Here is a 20,513-nt window from a genome sequence, read left to right as displayed (position 1 = left end):
GGGAGCGCATCAATCCCGCCCGGCTGCCCCGCTCAGGCAAGGCGGGTGAGCGAGACCCAGACGCTGCCCCGGTTGTTGCCGTAGGCCAGGGAAACGTCGTTGGCAAACAGGGTCAGCTCTGCATCCGTACCGTCCGGAATGTTCAGGTGGGCATCCAGGCCGAGCGGGAACAATTGCTTATCCGATTCGCCGAGGGCGGCAACCAGTTGGAACCAGGTTGCCGCCTTGCAGCGGATCAGCCACTTGAAGCAATTCTGCAAGGCGCTTCCCGCCTGGCCATTGGCGTCCGAGGGGATGCTCGCGTCCCGCCAGATGTCCAGGGATGCCTGTACCTGATAATGCTCTCCCGACATGACGCGGATGCCGGAGCGGTTCCAGCGCAATGCTGAGTTCACCTCTATACCGTCTTTGCGTTGGCCGATTTCCAGTCTTTCCATGCCGTTTTCCTCCGCTTCAGGCCAGAAGTGCATCGCAGATCTTGCCCAGCTCGCCTTCCCGTTCCCAGATCAGCTTTGCGGCGATCTCCTTCAGGCTGCGGATATTGAAGTTTGTGGCATCGTCCATGTCGTCGTTGGCGCATAGCGGGTCGTCGCGTTTGCCCAGGCTGGCTTGCAGTCTGAAGTAGGCGGTCTCTGGCAATATCTGGCGCATCTGGTAGTCGGCTGCGTCGGCAACACCATCGAACATGCAGCTCAGCAGAGGCAACAGCCAGGCGATCTTGCCTTTGCCGGCGACCTGATCATAGGCAATTGTTCGGGTTAGCTCGCCGGTTCCCAGCGACAGCATGAAGAAGTCCTCCTGGCGCCCGAACTCTTTGAGCGCCTCGGCGTAGCCGGAGACGCTGGGGTTGTTGATGAACACTCCACCGTCCACTAGGACGCTATCCACATCACGGACTTTCAGGCGTAGCGGATCGAAATAGGTGGGTGCCGCCGAAGTCGCGCGGGCCGCTTCGCGGAGCCTGATGTCGTGGTGATTTGCATGCCAGCTCTTGAGGAATAGCGGGCTGCGCAGGCGGATATCGTAGGTGGTCACAGCCACTTTTGGCTGGGGGGGCAGGTCCTTGAATTTTGCGTCCTTGAAATAGTCCTGCAGGACTTGCTCCAGTCCATCGGCCTCATACACGTTGTCCAGCACGCCGGCGGTTATGCCGTCCCAGAGGGAGCGCTGGAAGATATCGCGGCCCCGCGTTTCGTAGAGTTCGCCCAACTGCTTGGCCGAATACTGTGGCTTGCCGGTTGTGTCTCTTATGCTCAGCCCCAGCGCCAGCAGGCCGCCGGTCGAGGTACCGATGATCAGGTCGAACAGGTCGGCCACCGGTTCGCCGGTCAGCTCTTCGATTCGCGCCAGAATCAGTGCGGGAATGATGCCGCGGATACCGCCGCCGTCGATGCTCAGTATCTTCTTCATAACTGCCTCCTTGTCCCTGTAGTGAATGGTGATCGACTGTGCGCCGATCACTTGAACAGTTAGGACTAGTGGCCAAAGAGCATTAGATTTTTGTGCAATCCAGGTTAGTGCAGATCGTAATAGGCGCGGCGGCCGGCGCGGGATAGAAAGCAAAACGGGGCCTTTCGGCCCCGTTTTGTATTCGTGCAACTCCGGCTTACTCGCCCGGAATATCCTTGCGCAGCTTGACTGGGTCTTCCTTGCGGCCGCGGGCGGTGCGCATGCGGATGTTCAGCGCCTCCACGGCCAGGGAGAAGGCCATGGCGAAGTACACGTAGCCCTTCGGCACGTGAATTTCGAAGGCTTCGGCGATCAGCACGGTGCCCACCACGGTGAGGAAGGACAGCGCCAGCATCTTCAGGCTCGGGTGCTTGTCGATGAAGTCGCTGATGGTGCCAGCAGCCAGCATCATCACCAGCACGGCGACGATGATCGCGGCGACCATCACCGGTACATGGTCAACCATGCCGACGGCGGTGATCACCGAGTCGAGGCTGAAGACGATGTCGATGATGGCGATCTGGATGATGGTGCCGATGAAGTTGCGCGCGGCGGTGTTGCCCGGCGTCTGCTCGGTTTCATCCTCGCCTTCCAGGCTGTGATACATCTCGGTGCTGCTCTTCCACAGGAGGAACAGGCCACCGAAGAACAGGATCAGGTCGCGTCCGGAGATGCCCTGGCCGAACAGTTCGAACAGGTCGCTGGTCAGGCGCATGATCCAGGTGATCGACAGCAGCAGGGCGATGCGCGTGATCATCGCCAGGGCCAGGCCGAACAGGCGGGTGCGCGCCTGCATGTGCGGCGGCATGCGGCCGACCAGGATGGCGATCATGATGATGTTGTCGATGCCGAGGACGATCTCCAGGGCGGTCAGGGTCAGAAAGGCAACCCAGATTTCCGGGTTGGTCAGCCATTCCATAGGGGTTCCTTGGTCTTGTTGGGTCGACAGGCTGTCGAGCGGGCGCGCGATTCTATCGAGGTTTGCATGAAATTTCCGTCAATTCACCGCCGAACGGTGAAGGATTCTTCGGCGCGCAGCTTTCCCCGGCTGTCACTTCAGCTGCCCAGGACGAACAGCACGGCCAGCAGCGAAGCCGCGGCCATGAGCGTTTGCAGGGTGATGATGGCCGCCATCAGGTGGCCGTCGCCGCCCAGCTGGCGGGTTAGCACATAGGCAGTCGGGGCCGTGGGCAGGGCGAAGAACAGCACCAGCACGCTGCTTTCCAGGGACGGCAGCTGCAGCAGATGGGCCACTGCATAAGCCAGCAGGGGCATGGCCAGCAGGCGCAGGCCGCAGTTCCAGGCCAGTGCGGCGGTTTCGCCATGCAGCTCCTGCGGGCGCAGGGCCGCGCCGACGCAGAGCAGGCCCAGCGGCAGGCTGGCGGCGGCCAGTAGGCCGAGCAGGCGATCGCTGCCGCCAGGCAGGCCGACCCCGGCCAGGTTGACCAGAACGCCAGCCAGGCAGGCGAGGATCAGCGGGTTCTTCATGATTGGCCAGAGCAGGCTGCGCACGCTGACGCCTTGTTCGGCCGTGAGCGACCAGACCGACAGCACGTTGACTGCCGGTACCATCAGTGCCAGTAGCAGCGCCGCGAGCGCCAGACCGGGCTGGCCGTGCAGGCTGCCGACCACGGCCAGGCCGAGGTAGGTGTTGAAGCGCAGGATGCCCTGGCTGAAAGCGCCAAAGCGTGCCGCCGGCCAGCCGCGCAGGCGGCGAACCAGCAGCAGGGCCAGCCAGGCACCACCGAGAGCGAGCAGCACGGCCAGGGCCAGGCGCGGCAGTGCCGGGTTGTCCAGCGGTGCGCTGGCCAGGCTGCTGAACAGCAGGGCCGGGAACAGGATGAAGTAATTGAGGCGCTCGGCGGCCGGCCAGAAGGCCTCGCCGGGGAAGTTCCAGCGGCGCAGGGCGAGACCGCCGAGGATCAGGGCAAAGAGGGGCCAGAGGCTGTAAAGGAGGGTGGTCACGGCGACTTCCACGGCGGTCGAGCCGTCATCTTGGGCAAAAGCCGGCGCTCAGGCTAGGGTCTGTGAAACACTTCGGGAGAGCACCCATGACCGATACCTACAGCGGTGGCTGCCATTGCGGCCGGCTGCGCTATGCCTTCGAGGCGCCCCTGCAGGATATCGCGCACTGTCACTGTTCGATCTGCCGGCGTACCAGTGGCGGCATCGTCACTACCTGGCTGACGGTGCCGGCACAGAGCTTTCGCTGGCGCAGCGGTGAGCCGGCGGCCTACGCCTCTTCGCCCAGCTGCACGCGCTATTTCTGTGGCCACTGTGGCTGTCACCTGACGCTGTTGACCACGCTCAGCCCGGACAGTCTGGATATCACCGTGGCCAGTCTGGACCTCCCGGAGCTGGCCCCAGCCGAGCGGCATATCTGGGTGAAGAGTCGACTGCCCTGGCTGCAGCTGGACCCGCACTTGCCGCAAGAAGGCGAGGAGTTCATCCCCTGACGACGATCAGGGCAGCACCAGTCCGCCGCTGGCCTTGTGCAGGTTTCGCAGGTGCGTGCCGAGCTGTTTGAGGTTGGCTTCGCCGGCTTCCAGTTCGGCCAGGCGCTGCGGTTCGAGCAGGCGCCGTACTTCGCGGTCGAGGTCGTCGCTGAGCTGACGCAGGGTCTGCTGGCGCGTCGTGCTCTCCTGCTCCAGACGTTGCCATTCGTTGCGCTGCGGCAGGCCGTAGCCGGCGTCGAGCAGCTCCGCCGGGCGGCTGAGGAAGCCGCTGTTGGCGAGGATCTGCCGCAACGTGCTGTCGGCCTCGCCGAAACCGGGCTGTTGCTGCTCGCGGGCTTTGAGGTAGCGCTGCTTGAGGTCTTCCTGGGCCAGCAGCAGCTGGCGGCGCAAGGCGGCCTGTTCGAGCAGCAGCAGGGCCGCGCTGGTGCGCAGGTCGGCGCGGGCGAACCAGCTGCGGCGTTGCTCGGCCGGCAGCTGCAGCCAGTCTTCGACCTGCTCCTGCGGCACCGGCAGCTGGGCGCGCAACACGGCGAACATGGCCTGGTAGCGGTCGCGGAAGGAGTCGAAACGGTAGCCCAGGCGTAGCGCCTCGCGCGGGTCGGCCAGCACGCTGCGGTCGGCCAGGCCGCGGCCGTCGAGGATCTCCAGCAGGCCGTTGGGCATGATGCTGTCGAGGGCCTGCAGCTCGTCGCGGCCGGTGCCGCTGCGCAGCAGCTTGAGGGTTTCCACCGCGCAGTTGTTGGAGAGGAACCAGTAGTCGCCGTCGTAGCTCCAGTGCAGCTCGGCGGCACGTTCGACCAGTTGCTCCAGCTCGGCGCGTTGCAGTTTGAGCGGCACCGAGGCCAGGCCGCGCAGCTCGACCTTGGTGTATTCCTCGATCACCTGGGCCAGCGGCAGGACGAACAGGCGCGAAGGGTAGGCGCCGGTCAGACCGTCCCAGCTGGACAGCTGCACGTCGCCGACGAAGGCGCGGTAGGACAGCACCAGGTGCTCCTGCAGGTCCAGGCGGCATTCCGGGCCACGCGGCCGCCCCGGTGCGCAGATGACCAGGCGCAGCATGCTGTGCCCCCAGCGACTGGCCCACTGCTGGTTGGGTTCGGCGAGCAGGTAGTCCACTTCGTAGACCCGTGCGGGGTCGAGTTGGCCGAGGGGCTGGCGGGCGAAGTCGCGACCGGCGTTGAGGTAGGCATAGCCGTCGGCGCAGGTCTGCTGCTTGACCGGCGTCCAGGCGAAATGCGCGGCGAAGTAGCGCTGCAGGGCCGGTCGGCGGCAGGCGTAGCTGGGGTCGAGGAGGAAGTATTCGAGGTTGACCGCGACGAACTCGCGCGAATTGCTCAGCTCGTACAGGTCGGGGCTGCGGCTGTTCTGGCCGTTGTCCTGCTCGCGTTTACCGCGCTTGCCGACGGCCTGTTGCCAGCCGGCCAGATCGAGCAGGCGCGGGTCGTCGCTGAGGGTGAAACGGCGTGCGCTCTGGCCACGGCATTCATCCGCCAGGCCGACCATACCGCTGCTGGAGACGCGGGCCTGGCAGCGTTGCAGCAGGTTCTTGTCGGCATCAGGCCAGAGGCGCGCGCGGTCATACAGGTGGGTCAGCTCGTGGACGATGGTGGCGAGCACTTCGCGGCGCAGGTTGCCGTGGGGCTGCCCACTCGGCGCGCTGGCCTGCTGCGGGTCGAGCAGGCGCGGAAGCAGGTTGGCATTGAGACTCAGGGCGTCGAGACGGTTGATGCGCCCGTAGGCGTTGGCCGGCAGATCGTCCAGCCAGCGCACGCGTATCTGTCGATCGAGGCGCTGGATGAAGCTGGGCGGCAGTGTGGCCATGGCCTCTGCGATCAGCTGCTGACTGAGCTGGCGTTCGGCGGCGCTGAGCCCTGCACTGTCTAGGCTCAGGCGCAGTTCGGCCTGGGCTGCCGTGGCGGTTGCCAGCAGCACGGCCAGCAGCCAGCGCACGACGGCTACCCTCACAGGGCGAGGATGGCTTCGGCGAGTTCCTGATCTGAGGCGCTGCGGGCTTCCGGCAGACGTTCACGCAAGGTGACGAATGCGGCCTCCAGCTCTGCACCCCGGATGTCCCCTGCGCTGGCGACGAAGCTGGCGGCATCGTCCTGGGCGGCGCGCACGACTTTCATGTCGCGAGCGGAGGTGGTGGTGTCCGACGTGAAGTCGAAGCTGCGATCCAGCGCACGGATGATGATATTGCTGGTGGCCACCAGGGTTTGCGCCTGGACGTTGAAGGCACCCAGGCAGAGGGTGACGGCGAGCAGGGTGGGCAACAGGTTACGCATGACAACTCCAGATAAGTGGGGAACCTATCCATTGGACGAAAATAGTCTGCACCAGTTCAAGTCTGATGGCCCGTTGCCGCGACGGCGTTCACGCGGGTCAGCGCCAGTCTGCCCGATGTTGCTGTGGGAGCGCCTTTAGCCCCGCTGGGCTAAAGCTGCACGGCATTGCGGATAAATCCACTCTCCCAGAGGCGTGTCCGACTTAAGCCGGCGCGGGCAGCCTTCAGAGAACGAGAATGGCCTGGGCCAATTGCAGGTCATCGGCTTGCAGCTGGGGTACCTGCTGGCGAATGTGCTGCAGGGCGGCCTCCAGGCGCGCGCCGCGGATCTCGCCCTGGCTGGCGACGAAGCTGGCGGCATCGTCACGGGCGGCCAGCACGATCTTGTCGTCACCGAAGGAGGAAGAGATATCCGAGGTGGAGTCGGTACTGCCGACTGTGGCGCTGCCGAGGGCATCGGTGGTGACCACGAAGCTGGTGGCTTGTGCGGTGCCGGTCAGCATCAGTGCGGTGATAATGGTGGTGAATGAAAGATGCTTCATGTGTGTGTTCCTGACGCGTGTAGGTTATGGCTGGGGCGACCGAGGTGGTGCCGGCTATACGCAATAGTTAATGGTAGTTTTGGCCAGGGATCAAGCAAGGTCGAGAGTTGTGTGGCTTGACAATTAAGTTACACAGGGCTGTTTGGGTGGCAGCAGGGTTAAACCCTGAAATCCTGATAATGTTCTAGCGCAATTAAGAGTTCGGCGAGAGCGAATAGTTTATGCACTTTTGACTTGTCAGGGTTTTTCGGCATGGTGGCCGAACTGTGTTGCCCAAAAGAAAGCGTCACACTTTTCTTAACAGTGTGGCGGCGATTAGGGCGAGATTTTCCAAGCGCCCTTGTCTGTGGACGCCAGAGTGCAGTATGCCAATAACTCTACTCGGCATATTGGCATGCCGTGCGCGCGCAAAGCTTTCCAATACCCTGCGATTTTCATCGCTCAGGAGATGCTTGCAGGCCTCAATGGCATTCAAGTTTATTTCATTCCACTTCAGAAAATTTCCCGACATGACGCTTTTAAGTCGCTTAATACGACTGCGCAGCGAGTTGTTGGAGCCAACCAAGTTGGTACTGTGTTGCCGGTAATCAATTGATGGGATCGTATCGTAATTAACTACTCCACTAGAGCCACTGGTCAATATGTATAACCACCAGTCATGCGAAACAATCGGCTGATCACCGGCATGGGAGACAAGTGTTTTCAATGCAGCGTTAAAGACCATGGTGTTGCCACCGGCAATACTTTGCACCAAGGCATTACGGAACGAGGGCGGTTTGCAGAACAATGGCGAGAGTCCCCGAGGAACTCCGGTTGAACTGACCAAGCGAGTTCGTGAGCAATATAGGGCGGGATATTCCGGCGCCTGCTGCTGCAGCCAGACGATTGCACGCTCCAATTTGTCCGAATGCCAGAGATCGTCCTGGTCGCAGAAAGCAAAATAGTCGGCAGTAATGTCGTCAGCGGCGAGCATAGACAGGAAGTTCGCGGCAAACCCCTGTCGAGGGCCCGGTCGTATGTGCAGGCGGTCCTCCATGCGAGTTCGGTACTGCTCAAGAATACTCAGAGTAGTATCGCTGGACCCGTCATCGGACACATACAGCACCCAGTTCCGATGGGTCTGTGCGAGCAGCGAGTCAAGTTGGTCAAGTAGGTAGCGCTCACCATTATAAGTTGCCAGCAGGATAGCAACCCGCGGCTCTATGCAAGCGGACTTGGCTATTTCGCGGGGCGGCGACTCTACGCTGACGTACATGGATCCATGGCCTTTCAGGTGGCGGATGGGTATTGGTTGTCGTAATTCGCCGCATTTCCTCAGTGGATAGCAGCCTTCAATCTTAGCTTTTAAGCGCTTTCCAGCCAGCTGGCCACAGGTCTGGCTTGATGTGGTTTGCCGACTGTCTGCTCGCACAGGCGAAGTAAGTATGATGATTTTCGCTACTGGCCCAGGCATCCCAGTTGTATATCTCGCCAATAAGGCGCACTTGCTCCTGACTGGGGTTATCCAGCAGCTGCAGGAGATTGTCGAGAGCTCCAGAATATGTCACGGCTTGGTCAATATCCTTATATAGCTGCTCTGAATGAATGACGAAGTCGCTAATTCCTTGGTTTATCTCTTCGACGATGGTGGCAATGTTATAGTCAACACCGCGCTCCCGATCTTCAATAAACTCCAGAGGCTCGTTAGATGGCAAGCGATAGCCGATAGTAGTTGGATGGGGGGCCGAGAAAAAGAGTTCGGCGACGGCGCGATTTCGATACAGTGCTTGGGATTGTGCGTGGCTGGCGCCGGTGTTCTCCGTGAAGGCACGGAGCTTGATTTTCTTGTGGCTGGCCAATTTGCTGGAGTGTTCTGAAAGCCCCAGGTAATAGCCCGTCAGGTCTAGCGCGAACATGCCTTCGCACGCCGTCTGGAAGGCTTGTTGGGTGGTTCCGCTCCACCCAACGTCGACGAATGCAATGCGCATTCCATCGCGGATGCCGAGATCCAGAAGGTGTCGATAGAGGCCTTTGCGGGTTTGTTGTGCGGATTTGAGCAAGCTCGGGCGCATGGCGATTAGGAACTGCTGGACGCGCTCATAGCTGTTCTTTGTCAGGAGGGTTGCATTGCTCAACCCCAGATCCTCTAGCACCTGCTCATCCGGCAGATCGAGACCAATCCTGGAAAAAAGATCTTCCAAGGTGATGTTATTGGCACCGGACATCAGAAAAGTGACGTGCTTGAGGAAGTTTTGTTCGGTCAGACCTGCGAGCGTGAACGACACACGTGAGCCACGCAGATAGTACGCATCCAGATGCTTGCCTGGTGAGGATTGATGCAGTTGGTGCATTAGATAGCCATCGCGTGATACGAAGAGTATGCGATCTACTTGGTCGAGCCGTGCCTGTTGCTGAATCCAGTGCAGGAATTCCTGCAGGATTGGCCCACCAAACTGCCAACCTAACTGCCACCAACAGCTCTTTTCGGGAAAATAGGCCCCGTAGCGAGATAGTCCGAGACGGATTGAGCTAAGGGCATCAAGGGTGTCGCCAGGGCCAACAAAGGCTGGTGCCTGGTAGTGCAGGCAGCGCAACCCCTTCTCTTGGGCGCGTTGTACATCGCCCAAGGGATTGTCTCCGACGTGCAGGATATCTGCGGGCTGAACACCTAGTCGTTGCTGCAATTGAATGAAAAGTTCTCCGTTATCGCGCTTGGTACTGTTGCAGGCAGAGGAAATCAGGAAGTGCTCAATGTTGAGTCCAGCGCGTTCGACCAGAGCGCGGAAAAAGCTTTCCGGCAGATACATGTCTGATGTCAGGGCTATGCTCTTGCCGGCGACACGTGCTTCCTCTAGAAGTGCAAGCACCTCCGGGTTGACTCGCAGCACTAACTGCTCCAGGCGTTGCTCCCAGGCACCATGCTCGGCAAGGCTGGACAGTGTGCTGGGCATGCTGGAGTAGATATCTCCCAGGTGAATCTCGTTGCGGCCATCATTGTGCATGCGCTGGAAGCCCAGGCGTTGGGCCGCGATGCGTTGCTGGCGGAAATCATTGATCTGCAGTTTGAGCCCGAGCAGGTCAAATAGTGCCTCAGGCTCATGCAATACTCTGAGAAACAGCGTGTCGAAAACGTCGAACGATACGGCCCTAATATGCGGCAGATGACCGCGGAAGGCCTCAACAATGGCTTGGTAGCGCTGAGTCATGGGGAACAGGCCTTCAGAAGTTCTGGGCAAGGAAGTTCACGCTGCTGCCATGCAGGTTCGGATTGAAGTAGGGGTCGTGCATGAAATAACCCGGGTGCTTCTGGTACAGGCGTCGGCGCTCTTGTGCCAGTCGCTTCAGTTTGAGTGGATCCTCGTCGTCAACGCCACGGGAGACTGATTCGTGATGAATCAGGCGTGCGGCATTGCACACTAGGTTCTTCAAGCCATGATCATGCAGGCGCCAGCATAGGTCGATGTCGTTGTAGGCAACTGGGAAGGATTCGTCGAAGCCACCAATGGCTTCAAATTTACTGCGTTTGACCAGAAGGCAGGCTCCAGTGGCTGCGAGCCAGTTCCACTCCAGAATATTGCGGCCGAAGTAGATCGGTGCATCGGCTGGAGCGTTATAGAATGCATGCCCGGGACCCGCAGCGAGGTTGAGCACTCCGCAGTGTTGGATGCTGTTGCTCTTGGGAAACAGCAGTTTTGCACCGACTGCACCGATGTGATCCAGCTGAGCAAAGCCCAGCATGCGCTCTAGCCAATCTGGGGCTAGCGTTTCGGTATCATCATTGAGAAACAGCAGGTAGTCGCCTTTGGCCTCACGCACTCCGAAGTTGTTGATTGCTGAGTAGTTGAACGGATGCGGGTAACGCCGCACGGTTACCCGCGAATCCTGGACTATCTGGTCAAAATACAGACTCGCTTCCGGGGTAGCGGAGTCATTGTCGATCAGGATGATTTCGAAGCGCCCATAGCGGGTCTGCTGCAGTAGTGAGTTGACACAGCGCTGCAGGATCGTCGTGTTGTCACGGCTGGGGATGATGATCGAGACGAGAGGCGTGCCGACTGGGAGGTAGTTGACCCGACATTGACTCGGCATCTCTGCAACGTCCTCGACACTACCTTTCAGGCCCCGTCGTACCAAGGCTTCTTCCTTCAGCCGGCGCATGGCATCACTGGCATACGGCTTGGCATCCAGGCCGCTGGCCGTCGAAGAGGGTAATGTGCGCCAGTGATACAGCACTTTGGGTATGTGGTGGATACGTTGAGTGCGTTCTGTCAGGCGCAGTGCAAGGTCATAATCCTGGGCGCCGTCGAAACATGAGCGTAAGCCGCCGAGCTCCTCTACCAAGCTTTTGCGCATGCAAGCCAGGTGGCAGGTATACATGATGCTCATGAGAGCATCGGGTGACCAATCTGGCTTGAAGAACGGTTGGCTGTAATTGCCGGCATCGTCGATTTTGTCTTCATCGCTGTAGATGAAGTCAGGATTGTGGTGGTTAATTGCGCTCACTAGCTCGAAGAGCGCATCGGGCGTCAGCTCATCGTCATGATCGAGAAAGGCCACATACTCGCCATTGGCCAAGCCCAGTGCAATGTTGCTTGCCACAGAAATGCCGCCGTTCTTCTTGCAGAGAGTTACTTTGATGCGTGGGTCATTCAACTTTGCCAGGAAGTCACGGGTAGCAGAATTAGGGCCTGCATCCTCGACGAGGATCAGCTCCCAATAGGGGTACCATTGTTGCTCCACTGAGCTGATCAAAGCCTGCAAATAGTGGGGTTCGATACCGTACACCGGGGTTATGATGGATATCAGCGGCTTACTGCTGAACTCAGCCAGTGTCTTGTCCACTGCATGCGTGCGGCGTGGAGGTAGATAGCAATAAACGGGATAAGCCGTCTGCTCCAATTGATAGCGGCCAGTGCTTTCAAGTCCCGCGCGCTTATAGATGAAGCTGAAAGGTTTGGTCTGACCAGGACTCCAGGCCATCCGCCAGGTTTCGTAATGACCCATGCCACGGAAAAAGATACCGAAGTAGCGGTAGGCCAAGCGTAGGCTGGGTTCTCGTAATTCTACGGGCAGTCTATGGTAGAGCCGTTTGGCCATCAGTCTGGCCGAGCCTCTCAAGCGCTGTCCGGATTGGCGTGCCTTACTTGTGATGGCGCGTATGGGGCGGGTGAGACGCCAGGACGCGGATTGCCGGATGGCCTCAATAGCACGGGAGAGATCATGCAGTTCTTGCTGGGTGTCAACCAGTGCTTGCTGGGTGTCAACCAGTGCTTGCTGGGTCTCAGCCAACGCTTTTGTCACGTGATGTAAGTGGGCGTTTTCTTTCTGCAGCTTATCCAAGTGTTCGTTGGCCAAGGCGATACGGGCGTTCTGTTCAGTTACCAGTCGATATGTTGAGCCCAGAGTGTCTAGCCAGGTCGCGGTTTCTTGCAGCTGGGTGCGTACGGCTGGAGTTTCAGGCTCTACCTCGTCGGTTGCCAGCTGCAGCAGCAACTGATGGGTTCGGGCAATCTCTCGAGCTAAGTTAGGGTCTGCCTTCAAATCATTCGGGGTGTGCTGGTAGTGGCGCAGGCCACTTTCCAAAAAGCTCTCCTGATAGATCTTCAGCTCGGCGTCTGCAGGTTGCTGCAGGCCTGCAAGTCGGGCAATCCGTTTCAGCTCTCTGGTCGGCTGCTCCAACAACTTGTCGAAGTCGACCACCAGTCGTCTGTAGCCGGTGGTATTCAGTAAGGCGGGAAGAACATGTTCTAGCCATAGGAAGTAGCTTTTCCCAGGCAGGAAGTCGTCGCGTTTTTCCAGTGAGCGAGAAACGCTAATAGGATCGCGGCTGCTGATCAGAAAGATTGGTTCAACACTGCAGCGTCTGAATATCTCCAGCCAGAAAGGTAGTAGGCGAGTCATTCTGGGGTCTTTTAGGCCGAGCAGCGGGTACTGCTCGGTTTGGGCTTGCAAATAGGCTTCTGCCTGAGCGGCCAATGGGTGCCCCAGTAAGCCCGCCCAGTCATGCTCCCGTTGGAGAGAGCCCAGGCTATGCCAGTTCATCCCTAGTTCGGCGAGAAGTGCGTCGTTGAGGGCAACGATCTCCAGGTCCTCCCAGAAACCCTTACTGTTATTGCCTTCGAAGGCTGGCATCAGATTGTCACCCAGCGATACCCTCAGCACCTGAAGACCTCGGGTGAGAGCACTGGTGCCGCTGCGGTGCATGCCCAGAACAACTAAAATTTTTTTGCGCTCAGTACTCATACGTACTCTCTATCGGCTAGTGCCTGATTGCTTTTTATTCAGCCGAAGGCCTGCTTCAGAGTGCTGCGACGGTGCCAGTGCTTTTCTTTACCCGCTCATCCGCGAGGGCCATACGGGCAGATTCCAGGTATCCATCGGTAACGTAATCAGTGTCATCGCAGATGATGCTGCGGCCTTCATGGAGCCAGAGGACTCGATCGCAGAGCGACTTGATGGCATCCATGCTGTGAGAAACCAGAACGACGGTTTTATTCGAGTCAATCTTCTCTCTCATTGCGGCGTGAGATTTTGTCTTGAAGTTCTGATCGCCCACGCCCAGTACCTCATCGATCAGCAGGATGTCTGGGTCAGCTTGAATGGCCACGGCAAAGCCCAGGCGTGCGCGCATACCGGTTGAGTAGGTGCCTACTGCGCGCTCAAAGAAGTCACCCAAACCGCTGAACTGGTGTATAGCGTCGATCTGTGACTTGATCTGCTGCACGCTCATGCCGAGCAACAGGCCGCTGAGAATTGCATTTTCGCGCCCCGACAGCTCCGGCTTGAAACCGACATTCAACGCCAGCAGGCTGGCACTGGTATTGGGTTGCCGCCACACCTGTCCACTGTCCGGCTCGATGATGCCAGCAATCATCCGCAGTAGTGTGCTTTTCCCGGCGCCATTGGAGCCAATGACCCCCAGCGTTTCACCCGCGTGCAGGGTGAAACTCACATCTTTCAGTGCCCAGTAGTTGTCATAGCGCAGCACGCCCGCGCGTTGGCGATAGGAGATGCCGGCGTTTTTGGCTTCGAAGATGATCTTTTCACTCATGGTTTTGCTCAGAGCATCAGCTTTGGATAGCGCCGTTCATTCTTGCGGATGAACAGCAGGGCGAACACCAGGGGAGGAGTGGCAATCGCCACTACGTATAGAAGATGCTTGGCATCTGGCCACTGATTATTAAGCAGCACGGTGCGATAGGCATCGATCATCAGGACCATGGGATTTAACTCGAACAGCCAGCGTACTGACTCTGGAAGCCTGTCTGCGCTGAAGAAGATGCCAGAAAGAAACATCATCAGCATCAGGGCGTTGTCGACTACTTGCTTGAGGTCGTGGGCGAAGGGGATGAGAGCCGCCAGCAGCAAGCCAAAAGCAATGATCAGGTACAGCTGGGTGAAAATGACCGGTATCAGCGCAAACCAGTGCAGCGATGGCTTCTTGCCAAGGAATAGCACGAAGGCCAGCAGCAATAGCAGAACGATGAGGAATTTGAAGGTGTTGCTGAAAATCTGGATTAGCGGAAAGAGGCTTTTAGGAACGTAAATCTGCTGAATGAGGCCGGCATTCATTGTGATTGCCACACTGGCCTGGCGTACCGAGCCGTCGAACCACTTCCAGGCCACCATGCCGGTGAGCAGGAACGGTACATATTCCGGGCCTCCCTGGCGCAGAGCAAGGCCGAAAACCAAGTAGAAGGTAGCCATATACATGATGGGTTCGATGACCCACCAGAGAAAGCCGAGGAAGCGTCGGGCCACTTCTGTACGGAGGTCGCTGTACACCCCGTAAAGCAGGATTTCCTTGTAGTTCATCTACGACAGAGGCCAATTGAAAAGGGGCGCCCATTTAACCACAATGCACTCCTTTTTCATCACGTTAGCGGCACTGCAGCGCGATTTGCTGCCAGATGGTCGTGCCAGGCCCTTATAAGAAGAAATAGGAGCGTCATGCGGTTCATCCGATCCTTATTCGCCCGTCCTCAGGCCCCCAAGCCTCGCCCCGAACGAGCAACCGTCATGGTGGTGGGGATGCACCGCAGTGGCACTAGCTTTTTGACAGGTTCCTTGCAGCAGGCGGGTCTCGAACTCGGCAATATCAGCGCGTGGAATCCGCACAACCTTAAGGGCAACCGGGAGAACCTGGAGATCGTCGCATTCAATGACGAGGTTCTGGCAGCCCGCGGATTTGCCTGGGATAACCCGCCAGATGCTCCGGTGATGTGGACCGAGGCGGAGTACGCCAGGGCGCGTCAATTGATTGTCTATTACGATGGTGTGGCCCGCTGGGGCTTCAAGGACCCACGCACCCTGTTGCTGGTCGAGGGCTGGCAGCATCTGCTTCCTGAATTGCGTTTCGTTGGAATCTTCCGTCACCCTACGGCGGTTGCCCAATCTCTTGCTGCGCGCGGCGAGATGCCGCAGGAGCAGGCATTCGCCCTTTGGCTGGCCTATAACAAGCGGCTTTTGAAATTGTACCGGCAGACCAAGTTTCCTCTGTTGTGCTTCGACGAGGACGAGGCGGTGTTGCACCGCAAGCTGGATGTCGTATTGGACGAGCTGGGGCTCGAGCCTTCGCCGGAGCGGTTCTTCAGTGCTGATCTGAAACATCACAAGCAGGTGCGCCAGCCGCTTCCTGCCGAGTTACAGAAGCTTTATCGCGAACTGTGCCGTTGTGCGCGCTGACGGGTGACTTAACAAATGTCGATTTTCCAGCGAATCCCCCGTCTTTCTATCGTAGTGATTGTCTACAAGATGCCTGACCAGGCAGAAAAAACGCTCTATTCGTTGAGTCCGGCCTATCAGGAAGGGGTCAGTGAAAATGATTATGAAGTGATAGTAGTGGAGAATCGCTCGGATCGCCTGCTCGGTGAGCGACGTGCTACTCAGTATGCGAGCAACGTGCGCTATCACCTTCGCGACGAAACAACCCGCTCGCCGGTCAACTCCATCAATTTCGGTGCCGCTCAGGCAACTGGCAGCCATCTGGCCATCATGATCGATGGTGCGCGGATGGTAACTCCGGGCGTGGTCAGGCTGGCATTGGAAGCTTTTCGCATGTCACCTCAAGCGGCTGTTTCCGCACCGGGTTATCACATTGGCCACAAGCTGCAGCAGGTCGCAGTCAACGAAGGCTACGACGAGAAAGCGGAAGCCAAGCTGCTGAAGAGTATTGACTGGCCCAGGGACGGTTATCGTTTGTTCGATATCGCGGTGCTCAGTGGCTCCTGCCAGGGCGGCTTCTTCAGCTCGAACTATGAAAGCAACTTCATCGCCATGTCCGTGCGTAAATGGCAGGCGCTGGGTGGGATGGATGCGCGCTATGACGATTTCGGCGGCGGCATGGCCAACCTCGATCTTTACAAGCGGCTCCTCGAACACCCAGGAACCGCCTTCTATCTGCTCTTTGGCGAAGGATCCTTCCACCAGTTCCATGGCGGCGTCACCACCGGCACCTTGAAGGAAGAACGTGACAGGGTGTTCGAGCAGATCAAAGAGCAAGATCGGCAGATTCGCGGTGATCGCCGGGATCCGCCAAATGTGCGTCCCATTTTGTTTGGAGCACCTCACCCCAGCGTCTATCGCTTTATCCGTTACTCCCTCGACAAGGTAAATCCACAGTGAGCCAGCCCCTGCTGTCCATCATTGTCATTGCATACGATATGCCGCGTCAGGCGCTGAACACTCTGCGCAGCCTGAGTCCTGTCTATCAGCAGGGCGTGACGGGCGACGAATACGAAGTGATCGTGGTCGAGAATCGCTCACGGCGGAACATGGATGTCGCTGCCGTAGAGGCGTTGCCGGGGAATTTCCGCTACTTTCTGCGCGACGAGGCAGGTGTGTCTCCCGCTGCCGCGATCAACTTCGGCTTCCAGCAGGCGCGTGGCCGCTTCATCGGCCTTATGATTGATGGCGCACGCCTGGTTAGTCCCGGTGTGGTGCAGTATGCCCTGATGGCTTTCCGTATCAGCGCCGACGCCATGGTGGTCGTGCCGGGTTATCACCTGGGTGAGGACGAGCAGCAGTTCCATTTCAGCAATGGCTACACCGAAGAGGCAGAGCAGCAACTGCTGCAGGGTATCGACTGGCTCAACAATGGCTATCGCCTGTTTGAAATTGCCTGCTGGAGTGGCGCCAATCCGCGAGGATTCTTCAGCCCGTTCATGGAAAGCAACTGCTTGTTTATGTCGGCAGAGATCTTTCGTGATATCGGTCAGGCTGATGAGCGCTTCAATCTGTCTGGTGGTGGAAGTCTCAACCTGTTTCTATACCGTAAAACAGCCGTTCATCCGCGCACCCAGAGCTTCATGCTGGCCGGTGAAGGCTCCTTTCATCAGTTGCACGGCGGCGTCACAACGTCGGAGGTCGAAGGCCGCGACGAGATGCTCAAGGAGCAGAATGCCCAGCTTTGCCAGTTGCTGGGTTACGATTTCCGCTCGCCGGCAGTGGAGCCAGTCATTCTTGGCAAATTTCGTGGCCCGGCAATGCCCTACCTGATCACGTCTGCAGAGATGGGGCTACAGCGTCACCGGCGCTTCAAGGGGCAGGTTGGCCAAATGTTCGTGGATGACTTCGAAAAGAAGTGCGCCGAGACTTCGATTGCTACCGAATAACAAACAAAATCATCCTGAATCCACAGCAACAAGATCCTCAAAGGAAGTGTGTATGACCAGCGTATATATGCCCCCCTCGATTCGCCGCTTTGAACCATTGCACATGGTTTTCAGCACCTGGGTCGATCACCTTCCCTTTGCCTATGACCTGGTTACCGCTATTCGCCCGAAGCTGCTGGTTGAGCTGGGCACGCACAAGGGGCTGTCTTTCTTCACCTTCTGTCAGGCGATGAAAGAGCATGAGATCGATGGCCTGTGCTACGCCGTAGATACCTTCGAAGGTGATGAGCACACCGATAAGTACGACGAGTCGGTTTTTAATATGGTCAACGACCATAATCGGCAGAACTACCACGGCTTTTCTTATCTGATGCGCATGTTTTTTCAGGACGCCCTCAAGCATTTCAGCGAGGACACCATCGAGCTGTTGCACATCGACGGCTTCCATACCTATGAAGCGGTCAGCGAAGACTTTGCCAGTTGGTATCCCAAGGTAAAACCGGGCGGCATTATCCTGTTCCATGACGTGCAGGCGCGCGTGCAGGATTTCGGTGCATGGAAGTTCTGGGATGAAATTCGTGGCCAGTACGAGACTTTCACCTTCAATCATGGTTTCGGCCTTGGGGTGTTGCGCAAGGCTGGCGGCGATCGTAGCAATGATCCGGAACTGCTTAAGCTGCTGTTCTCTGGCCAATCGGACGAATCGGCAGCTGCTCTGCGGGCCTTCTATGTGCATGCCAGCAAGCATCTGGAGAACAATCGCAAGATCAAGCGTCTGGGCAAAGAGCCAGGCAAGCAGGTTGCGGCTGCATCCTGATTTGGCCGGATGGAGTGTTCTGGTGATGCGTGATCCGCTCAAGGCTCAGGGGCTGAGTCTGTGAGCGGGGCGCTGGGTGTGGCTGGCCTTCGTCAGCCTGGCCAATTCATTCCGGAGCTGGAGTCGCTGCGTGGCTGGGCGATTCTTCTGGTGGTCGCCTTTCATTACTTTGGCATCATGACTGGTGGAACCGAGCCGTTGGCGAGCGACTCGCCAGCTTGGTTGCGCGTTGTGGCGTCAGGTAATACCGGTGTCACCCTGTTCTTCGTGCTTAGCGGTTTCTTGCTGAGTCAGCCGTTCATTGCCTCACTGCGTGGCGGGCGCTCAGTCGATATTAAGCGATTTTATATCGCCAGGGTATTGAGGATAGTGCCCCTCTATTATCTGTTTGTCGTCCTTGCCTGGTGGTCGACAGGTAATACGATGGGCGCTTTGCAGGCATTCGCCTTTATCCACGTCGGTTTTTCGCTGTTTCCGTTCAGCGTATCGTGGTGGTCGTTGTGTACGGAAATGCAGTTTTATCTTTTGTTACCTTGGCTGATGCTGTTATTGCACTTCCGCTATGGGCGATGGTTGCTTGGGCTGGGGTTGCTCACTTGGGGCGTGGCCCACATTTACTATTTTCAGCAGCCGCGTTGGCTAGCCAACCCGCAAAACTGGGTTCTGCAGGCATCAGTATTTGGCCGCGGTTTGGCGTTTCTGGTTGGTGCCGCTTGCGCGAGCCTGTATGCCTCGTCGTACTTCCATCATCTGGTTCGCCGACAATGGCTGGTGTGGGGGATTTTACTGGTTCTTCTGTGGGCTCTATACCAACTGCTTAGTCTGCATGCGCAGCTGGGAATAATGGTTGCACCGAAGAGCCTGCCTATGTATCACAACATTGAAGCGCTGCTGTGGGGTGGGCTTCTGCTTTGTTGTGTGGCTTGGCGGTCGTCGCTCAGAGTGGTTCTGGTCAATCGCCTGTTGAATCATTTTGGTATGTTGTCCTACTCGATCTACCTGCTGCATGTGCCTATTCAGTTCTACGCGGTCACTTGGTTCAAGGCGCAGTCAAACAGCCCACTTCCACTCGATGGGCAGTTGGGCAATGTGCTGTTGGTTGGTTTCAGCTTCGCGCTGATATGGGGGTTGTCTTTCGTGCTCTACCACTGGTTTGAGCGGCCCATGCTGCAGCTGAAATCGAGATTGTCTACCTACACCGAGCGGCGGGATGGGCAGCGCGAGAATTTGCCGGTCTAGTCTGTGGCGGGCTAGCTGCTGCCCAGTTCGCTCTTACTCACGGGTTGCCGTTGCCGCACTCGCTCCTTCAGATTCAGGAAGGGTTTTTCCACTAAATAATAAAGAACGGTGGATAGTAGAGTGGCGGTGGCGGTGGCCATCAGCAGTACCGCAATCGGTGCCAAAGCAGTCTCTTGCGGCTGTGCCTTGTGCCAAGTGAAGAAGGCATAGAATACGGGCATATGCGCTAAATAAAGTGAATACGAAGTTCTTGCCAGAAAGCGGCCAAGAGCACCTAGAAAGTTTTTTCCCAGTATGACGCAGCTATATAGCATCGCCCCCCAGAGAGCGGACTCGCCCAGCGCATGTAGCGGAAATTTTGAGTGAAAATTGATTGCGGTCTCCATTCGCGGTAACAAAATCACTACAAGCAAAGCGCCGGAGATAAGCGTCGATGCAAGCGCCAGTGTCTTCTGACCGAAGAACACTTTCCTGGAGTACATAATCGATAGTAAGAAACCGATCAGAAAAGCATGCAGCTGACAGAGCAAGCTATTGCCGAGTTGTTTTCTAGCTGTAGGGCTAATCGGTAGAAGCTCGAGTGCGTATGAGCTGTAGAATGTAAGCCAGCCCAAGAGAAGTAAACTTAGGAGTGTTTTTCGGTTTGTCTGCTTGCACGCCATGTATAGCAGCGGAACCAATATATAGAAGTGGACTTCAACAATTAGACTCCACCAGACAGTACTGTATTGTGCGAAATCAAAACCTTTGGCATTGAACAATATGGCGTCAAGAGTCTTGCTGCTATCGCCTATGGCCAGCGTGGCGAAAAGTACCGCAAGATAATAGAGCGGTAATATTCTAAGGGCGCGTTGAATTGCATAGTCTTTCAGGCTGACGGTTTTGTCATACAGTTCTGCCTCAATAAACGGGCGCGTCACAAGAAAACCGCTCAGGATGAAAAATAAGGTAACCCCGGTGCCGCCGGATAGCAGCAGGATCAGCAGGGGATTTTCGCTGGTCTCGATTCGGGGGAAGAAAGTAGTAAAACCGTGCATGGCGACCACCAATGTGATGGCGATGGCCCTGAAGTCATCAAGCACTGCGAGGCGTTTCTGAGGCATGGAGAAATTCACTTAAGAAGATCGGCACCGG

19 protein-coding genes are annotated in these 20,513 nt (G+C 57.7%); 6 read left to right on the top strand and 13 right to left on the bottom strand.

Annotation, left to right across the window (positions count from 1 at the left end; all coding sequences use genetic code 11):
• Nucleotides 1-32: 32 nt before the first annotated feature.
• The 4 genes from HNE05_RS19755 to HNE05_RS19740 form a co-directional block, all read right to left on the bottom strand.
• On the bottom strand, nt 33-437 hold the full coding sequence (locus HNE05_RS19755) for a hypothetical protein (protein ID WP_173210559.1): 405 nt from the start codon (nt 435-437) through the stop codon (nt 33-35).
• A gap of 16 nt (nt 438-453) precedes the next feature.
• Nucleotides 454-1,410, bottom strand: a complete 957-nt coding sequence (locus HNE05_RS19750; RefSeq protein ID WP_173210557.1) for a patatin-like phospholipase family protein — start codon at nt 1,408-1,410, stop codon at nt 454-456.
• A 196-nt stretch (nt 1,411-1,606) separates the two neighbouring features.
• Nucleotides 1,607-2,368: a TerC family protein gene (locus HNE05_RS19745; protein WP_173210555.1), complete on the bottom strand. Its 762-nt coding sequence runs from the start codon at nt 2,366-2,368 to the stop codon at nt 1,607-1,609.
• A 137-nt stretch (nt 2,369-2,505) separates the two neighbouring features.
• Nucleotides 2,506-3,426, bottom strand: a complete 921-nt coding sequence (locus HNE05_RS19740) for an AEC family transporter (RefSeq protein WP_240008788.1) — start codon at nt 3,424-3,426, stop codon at nt 2,506-2,508.
• Between the two features lie 74 nt (nt 3,427-3,500).
• Here HNE05_RS19740 and HNE05_RS19735 point away from each other — a divergent pair, with 74 nt between their 5' ends.
• A complete protein-coding gene (locus tag HNE05_RS19735) occupies nt 3,501-3,905 on the top strand; it encodes a GFA family protein (protein WP_173210551.1) in 405 nt (134 codons plus the stop codon).
• 6 nt (nt 3,906-3,911) lie between these two features.
• Here HNE05_RS19735 and HNE05_RS19730 read toward each other — a convergent pair whose 3' ends face one another.
• The 8 genes from HNE05_RS19730 to HNE05_RS19695 all read right to left on the bottom strand — a co-directional run bounded on the left by HNE05_RS19730 (nt 3,912) and on the right by HNE05_RS19695 (nt 14,525).
• Complete coding sequence (locus tag HNE05_RS19730) at nt 3,912-5,855, bottom strand: DUF7844 domain-containing protein (RefSeq protein ID WP_240008787.1); 1,944 nt, start codon at nt 5,853-5,855, stop codon at nt 3,912-3,914.
• Between the two features lie 11 nt (nt 5,856-5,866).
• Nucleotides 5,867-6,190 (bottom strand): DUF2388 domain-containing protein, encoded by a 324-nt coding sequence (locus HNE05_RS19725; protein ID WP_173210549.1) that lies wholly within the window; start codon nt 6,188-6,190, stop codon nt 5,867-5,869.
• 223 nt (nt 6,191-6,413) lie between these two features.
• On the bottom strand, nt 6,414-6,731 hold the full coding sequence (locus HNE05_RS19720) for a DUF2388 domain-containing protein (RefSeq protein WP_173210547.1): 318 nt from the start codon (nt 6,729-6,731) through the stop codon (nt 6,414-6,416).
• Between the two features lie 286 nt (nt 6,732-7,017).
• Nucleotides 7,018-7,986 carry a glycosyltransferase family 2 protein gene (locus HNE05_RS19715; RefSeq protein ID WP_173210545.1) on the bottom strand — a complete coding sequence of 323 codons (969 nt, stop codon included), beginning with the start codon at nt 7,984-7,986 and terminating at the stop codon, nt 7,018-7,020.
• Between the two features lie 82 nt (nt 7,987-8,068).
• Nucleotides 8,069-9,916 carry an HAD family hydrolase gene (locus tag HNE05_RS19710; protein WP_173210543.1) on the bottom strand — a complete coding sequence of 616 codons (1,848 nt, stop codon included), beginning with the start codon at nt 9,914-9,916 and terminating at the stop codon, nt 8,069-8,071.
• A 13-nt stretch (nt 9,917-9,929) separates the two neighbouring features.
• Entirely contained in the window at nt 9,930-12,953 is a 3,024-nt protein-coding gene (locus HNE05_RS19705) for a glycosyltransferase (RefSeq protein WP_173210541.1), read from the bottom strand.
• A gap of 55 nt (nt 12,954-13,008) precedes the next feature.
• Nucleotides 13,009-13,761 carry an ABC transporter ATP-binding protein gene (locus tag HNE05_RS19700; protein WP_173210539.1) on the bottom strand — a complete coding sequence of 251 codons (753 nt, stop codon included), beginning with the start codon at nt 13,759-13,761 and terminating at the stop codon, nt 13,009-13,011.
• Nucleotides 13,762-13,769: 8 nt separating this feature from the next.
• A complete protein-coding gene (locus HNE05_RS19695) occupies nt 13,770-14,525 on the bottom strand; it encodes an ABC transporter permease (RefSeq protein WP_173210537.1) in 756 nt (251 codons plus the stop codon).
• Between the two features lie 204 nt (nt 14,526-14,729).
• Here HNE05_RS19695 and HNE05_RS19690 point away from each other — a divergent pair, with 204 nt between their 5' ends.
• Genes HNE05_RS19690 through HNE05_RS19670 form a run of 5 tightly spaced genes read left to right on the top strand, consistent with a single transcriptional unit; the run spans nt 14,730 to nt 19,379 of the window.
• Entirely contained in the window at nt 14,730-15,395 is a 666-nt protein-coding gene (locus HNE05_RS19690) for a sulfotransferase family protein (protein WP_173210535.1), read from the top strand.
• A gap of 15 nt (nt 15,396-15,410) precedes the next feature.
• Complete coding sequence (locus HNE05_RS19685) at nt 15,411-16,334, top strand: glycosyltransferase family 2 protein (protein ID WP_173210533.1); 924 nt, start codon at nt 15,411-15,413, stop codon at nt 16,332-16,334.
• A complete protein-coding gene (locus tag HNE05_RS19680) occupies nt 16,331-17,323 on the top strand; it encodes a glycosyltransferase family 2 protein (protein ID WP_173210531.1) in 993 nt (330 codons plus the stop codon). Before HNE05_RS19685 ends, HNE05_RS19680 begins: the two co-directional genes overlap by 4 nt.
• A gap of 52 nt (nt 17,324-17,375) precedes the next feature.
• Nucleotides 17,376-18,140, top strand: coding sequence for a class I SAM-dependent methyltransferase (locus tag HNE05_RS19675; RefSeq protein ID WP_173210529.1), 765 nt, complete (start codon nt 17,376-17,378; stop codon nt 18,138-18,140).
• A gap of 60 nt (nt 18,141-18,200) precedes the next feature.
• A complete protein-coding gene (locus tag HNE05_RS19670) occupies nt 18,201-19,379 on the top strand; it encodes an acyltransferase family protein (protein ID WP_240008786.1) in 1,179 nt (392 codons plus the stop codon).
• Between the two features lie 11 nt (nt 19,380-19,390).
• Here HNE05_RS19670 and HNE05_RS19665 read toward each other — a convergent pair whose 3' ends face one another.
• Nucleotides 19,391-20,482 carry an acyltransferase family protein gene (locus HNE05_RS19665; protein ID WP_173210527.1) on the bottom strand — a complete coding sequence of 364 codons (1,092 nt, stop codon included), beginning with the start codon at nt 20,480-20,482 and terminating at the stop codon, nt 19,391-19,393.
• Nucleotides 20,483-20,513: the final 31 nt, after the last annotated feature.

The sequence above is a fragment of the Pseudomonas campi genome, from assembly GCF_013200955.2.
In the GTDB taxonomy this organism is placed as follows: Bacteria; Pseudomonadota; Gammaproteobacteria; order Pseudomonadales; family Pseudomonadaceae; genus Aquipseudomonas; species Aquipseudomonas campi.
Note: the sequence above shows the minus strand (reverse complement) of the source record. Positions and strands in the feature narration are given on the sequence as shown.